Here is a 5072-nt window from a genome sequence, read left to right as displayed (position 1 = left end):
GGTGTCGGCGGCGTGGGCGGCGGAGGCGGGCATCCGGGAGCGGGCCTGACCAATTTCACGAGGCCCACCAGTGGGTTCGACCCGGCGGGGTCGGGTCGTGCCACGGGGCTCAAGCCCGGATTCCTGGATGCCGCCGAGATGCGCGGACCCACGACCGGCGGCATGGGAGGTTCGGGGATGCCGATGGCGCCCGGCATGCTGGCGCGGGGTCAGGGTGACGGTGACCGCGAGCGGGACGGAACCTACGCGCGGGTGGTGGTCGACGGTGACCCGCAACAGCGGACCTGATGCGGCACCGGGGGACTCCAGTTAATCAAGTGGCTGGTGTTTCGAGATGCATACAAAGTTTGCTGATTGGTGAAGTGACAGAAGTCGTGGAAGTCCTACACTCGATCTGAGACCCCTGCTCGGGGGACCTGACAGCAAGGGAGAAGCAAATGTCGGAGGGGCAGATTCTCGTTACCAGCGAGACACTTCGCACGGTTTCCAACTCGATCACCAGCGCGCTCGAGAACGCGCGTGCCATCGCCTCGCAGTACCTGGCTGAGCACGAGAACATCATGAATGCGGGCTGGGCCGGCTCTGGCGCAGGTGCATCCATGAACACCTCGGTCCAGATCGAGCACGATCTCGCCCAGGCCAACGAGGCCGGCATGCGACTCAGCCACGGTCTCGTCACCTCCGCCGACATGATGGACCAGCATGAAGCCGACGCGGCCCAGACGTTCAACGGATTCGCCGGAAACCTCAGCGGTTCTTAGACATTCAACCCATTGACCACAGGAGACCACCATGACTGACCGTATCCTCTACGACCACGGCACCGTGAGCGCACTGTCGTCCACCGTCGGCAACCAGGCGTCGACACTGCAGTCCATTCACGACGACATCAAGAACCAGACCGATGCGATCGCCGAGTTCTTCCAGGGCCAGGCGGCCACCTCGTTTCGTGAGCAGCAACTGCTCATGCTCAACGGTTTCCAGGGTCTCATCGAGGTCATGCTGAAGCACGGGCACACCATCGAAGAGGTGCGCTCAGCAGCCAATGCGGTCGATGTGAGCGCGGCCAACCTCTTCGGTTAGGTCACCGGACCCGACTTCCATCTGTCTATTTGTCATCAGTGGGGCGCACGTGGGAGTGCGCCCCACTGCTCGCCGGGGGAAACCATGTTGACCACCACGCTCGACGGCCTGTGGGTGCTGCAGGTCCTGACCGGGATCGAAGTCGTCGCCCCGGAACTGGGGCTGCGACCGGTACTGCCGAGCGTCGAGACCAAAGATGTTGCGTTGCAACATCCGATGGCCGATGAGCTGAAGGCTGCGGGAGTGATCGACGAGCACGGAGCCGTGGATCCCGCGGTGGTGGAGTGGTTGACGGTGTTGTCGCGTCGTGATGTCGCGTTGTTGATCCAGGCGATCAGACCCGGTATAGGCGAGACACCCGCAGTTCCGGCTCAGGTGACGTTGGCGCGGTTCGCGCACTGGTGGGTTGCCTTGGAACGCAGCGATACCGTGGTGCGGCTCAGTGGCGCCGGAACCTCGAGTTCGGAAGGTGCTGCCAGCCAGGTCGTCGGCAGTCAGTTGGAGCGGCTCTGCGGAACTGCTTCCCCCGCGAAGCTGCGGCCGGTCACTGTTCCGGCGGACGACATCGTCAGCGACGTCAAGGATCACGACAGCCTACGCCGGTACCTGTTGGCCAATGTGGACCTGGATTCCGATCAACTGCACATCCTGATGGCCGCCGCGGATCCAACCCGCTCCGCGCAAGCCACCATCGTCGCGCTCCAATCCGGCGTGGACTCCGGTTCGGAGACCCGCGTGTTCGTGGAGAAGTCGGTGGTGGTGGTGATCGACACCCCGGAGGGGCGGGTGGTGGCCGAACACTTCCAGCGCGACCGCAAGAACTGGATGATCATGGCGCCCGGAACCTTGTCCAATATCACCGCCGCTGTCAATGAAATGGTGCGACGACTACCCGCCGCGCAGGAATGGCATTCTTACCGGAAAGTGGTGTGACCGATGGCTGATTTCTGCGCGTTAGGGCCAAATTCGTGACAAATCCGTGGAACGACCCGGGTAGGGCCTCCGAACAGCGCGGTCAGCCGCAGCGGGAAATGTCGGGTCCCGGTCTCGACTATCAGGATTCCGTCTCGCAGACCCTTCGAATTTCGGATATGGTCGCGCCGCGGAAAATACCGCCGGGCTCAGGTTGGCGCAAATTCATCTACCGGATGACCTTTCAGAGCCTCAATCTGGGGGAATCGCCGCGGGAGCGTCATTACCGGGAGTTGAAGGACCGGATCCGGCGCCATATCCGCAAGCAGTACGTGATCGCGGTGATCTCGGGCAAGGGCGGCGTGGGTAAGACGACCATGACCGCCTCGATCGGTGCGGTGTTCCGTGAATGCCGACCGGAGAACGTGGTGGCGATCGACGCCGCACCGGGTTTCGGCACGCTGGCGGGCCGGATCGACGAAGCCCCGCCCGGCGACTATTCGGCGGTACTCAACGACACCGATGTCCAGGGTTACGCCGATATCCGAGAGCACCTGGGCCAGAACGCACTCGGACTGGACGTACTGGCCGGCAACCGGGCCTCGGACCAGCCCCGGCCGTTGGTGCCGTCGATGTTCACCGGGGTGCTGTCCCGGTTGCGCCGCACCCACAACGTGATCCTGGTGGACACCTCGGACGATTTGGAACACCCGGTGATGAAGGCGGTGTACGACGCCGCGGACACGGTCGTGTTCGTCTCCGGGTTGACCGCCGACACCTCGCTGCCGGTGACCAGGTCGATCGACCTGTTGCGCGCGATGGGCTACCACGAACTGGTGTCCCGCAGCCTGGTGATCATCAACGACAGCCGCAACAAGTACGACAAAGACGCGCTCGTCTACCTGACGGAGCGATTCCGGCAATCCGGCGCCAGTGTCGAGTTCATGCCTTTTGACCCGCATCTGGCCAAAGGCGGCATCATCGACACACAGCATGAGCTCGACAAGAAAACCCGGCTGCGGTTGTTCGAGATCACTGCGGCTCTGGCGGACAAGTACACGCCGGACGCCGATAGGCCGCAGTAATGGCGAAGGTCACCTTTCCGGCCCGGTGCACGGTTGCCGTTGTCTGTGGTGAGCATCTGGTCTCCCAGGTCTATCCAGCTTCGGTACCCATCGAAATCTTCATTGACGACATCGTCGAACTGCTCAACGAGGAGCTGCGCCGCCGCGGGCTGCCCGGACTGGAGTCGAGTGTCGGATACGAACTGCAGCGGGCCAACGGCACCCGTCTCGACGTCACCAAGACTCTCGACGACCTCGGGGTCGAGGACGGCGCCACGCTTGTTCTGGTGCCCGCCGTCGACGGGGATTCGTTCGAACCGCAATACGAGTCACTGTCAACAGGTTTGGCGCGGGTCGGCAAGAAACTGTTTGCACCGGTGACCGCGGAGACCGCCACGCATGTGGCGCTGGCCATCCTGGGGATGGTCAGTGTGGCGATCCTGACCGCCGCGCTGCGCAACCGCCTGGTGACCGATGCGCTCGCGGCCACCATCGTCACCGGAGTGCTGGGCATTCTCACCCTCGGCGGCGCGGGCGCGGTCGCGCGATGGTGGCCGGCGCGGGTCGACCTCGTCGCCGGATTCGGGTGGCTGGCGATACCGCTGCTGGCGGTGAGCGCGGGGAGCGCGGCACCAGGAGAGTTGGGTGCGGCGCACCTGTTCATCGCAGGTCTCACGGTGACGGTCCTGACCTGCGGTCTGATCGCTTTGACGGCCAGACACCTCACCGCCGCCGCGGCGATCATCACGCTGTGCACATTGGGCGGTGCCGTCGCCCTGGCCCGCATGTGGCGGCCGGTCCCGGCTCAGTGGCTGGGGATGTCCACACTCGTCGCGTTGTTGCTGCTGCTGACCCTGGCGCCGACGTTTGCGCTCTGGGCTGCCCGGATCCGCCCGCCTCATTTCGGCTCCATCACCGGACGGGATCTCTTCCGCCGCAGCGATGGACTCCCTGTCGACGCGGTGGCGCCGGTGGACGAGGACGCCGACGAGGACCCCGCCGAACCCAATCCGGACAACACCCCGAGGGGTGCGGAGATCGCCGCGGGGGCCAAACGAGCAAACAGCGTGCTGACCGGAATCTGTATCGGAGCCGCTATCGCGTTGCCGGCCGCGGTCTGGGCCACCCTCATGCCGGGCCGGGACAAGTCAACTGCCGCCGCGATTCTCGCGGGCCTGCTGGTGCTGATCTTCATCAGCAGGGCGCGGACGTTTGCCGACAAACGACATGCGGTGGCACTGGTGTGCGGCGCCGCCGCGGCCGTGTGTCTCGGAGTGACCAAGTACGTCCTGGCCAGTCCGGCGGACTCGGGCGCCGCGGTGCTGTGGGGGGCATTGGCGCTCGCGGCGTTCGGGTTCGCCGGGCTGCTCGCCGCGCTCCTGGTCCCCGTCACCCGATTCACGCCACTGGTTCGGATGCTCACCGAATGGCTGGAGCTGCTGGCCATCGTTGCCGCGCTTCCGTTGGCCGCATGGATCGGCGGCCTGTTCACCTGGGTGCGGATGCGATGACCGTCAGCCGGATGTGCCGGGTCGCCTCGGCTGTCACCGCCGTGTTGCTGGTCGGAGTATGCACTAATCTGCCGGTAGCACAGTCCATTCCACCACCCAGGGTGGACCCGGCCATGGTGCCGCCGAACGGGGAACCCGGCCCGGAGCGGCCGATGCGGCAGAGCAACATGTGTGCGCAGACCATGACGGTGGCAGAGCCCAGCGTCACCGTGACCGCCCCCGGATTCACCATGCTCAACATCAGCAAAGCCTGGGAGTACTCGACGGGCAACGGTGTTCCGGTCGCGGTGATCGATACCGGCGTCAACCCCAACCCGCGGCTGCCGGTGGTACCGGGCGGTGACTACATCATGGGCGGTGACGGCCTGATGGACTGCGACGCCCACGGCACCATCATCGCGTCGCTCATCAGCGCTGCCCCACGCGGAACACCGATGCCCGCACCGATGCCGCCGCGGCGGGCCTTTCCCTCGCCGGCGGCCCCGCCCCCGGTCACCTCGGC

Annotated in this window: 5 protein-coding genes and 2 pseudogenes; all 7 read left to right on the top strand. The window is 65.3% G+C overall.

Annotated elements, in window-relative coordinates; translation table 11 throughout:
* Positions 1-288: pseudogene (locus tag WBB07_RS26425) on the top strand (hypothetical protein); the annotation flags it as partial.
* A gap of 149 nt (positions 289-437) precedes the next feature.
* A complete protein-coding gene (locus tag WBB07_RS26420) occupies positions 438-761 on the top strand; it encodes a WXG100 family type VII secretion target (RefSeq protein ID WP_526312181.1) in 324 nt (107 codons plus the stop codon).
* Between the two features lie 31 nt (positions 762-792).
* On the top strand, positions 793-1083 hold the full coding sequence (locus WBB07_RS26415; RefSeq protein WP_526312179.1) for a WXG100 family type VII secretion target: 291 nt from the start codon (positions 793-795) through the stop codon (positions 1081-1083).
* Positions 1084-1167: 84 nt separating this feature from the next.
* Positions 1168-2016: an ESX secretion-associated protein EspG gene (locus WBB07_RS26410; RefSeq protein WP_526312178.1), complete on the top strand. Its 849-nt coding sequence runs from the start codon at positions 1168-1170 to the stop codon at positions 2014-2016.
* A gap of 98 nt (positions 2017-2114) precedes the next feature.
* Positions 2115-3080, top strand: coding sequence for a MinD/ParA family ATP-binding protein (locus WBB07_RS26405; protein WP_526312183.1), 966 nt, complete (start codon positions 2115-2117; stop codon positions 3078-3080).
* A complete protein-coding gene (eccD, locus tag WBB07_RS26400; protein WP_526312176.1) occupies positions 3080-4570 on the top strand; it encodes a type VII secretion integral membrane protein EccD in 1491 nt (496 codons plus the stop codon). Before WBB07_RS26405 ends, eccD begins: the two co-directional genes overlap by 1 nt.
* Positions 4567-5072 (top strand): annotated as a pseudogene (locus tag WBB07_RS26395) (type VII secretion-associated serine protease); the annotation flags it as partial. The gene eccD and the pseudogene WBB07_RS26395, both read left to right, overlap by 4 nt.

Origin of the sequence: Mycobacterium sp. (assembly GCF_049647605.1) — a bacterium.
In the GTDB taxonomy this organism is placed as follows: Bacteria; Actinomycetota; Actinomycetes; order Mycobacteriales; family Mycobacteriaceae; genus Mycobacterium.
The sequence above is the reverse complement of the archived record's forward strand: the minus strand, read 5'-3'. Positions and strand labels throughout refer to the sequence as shown.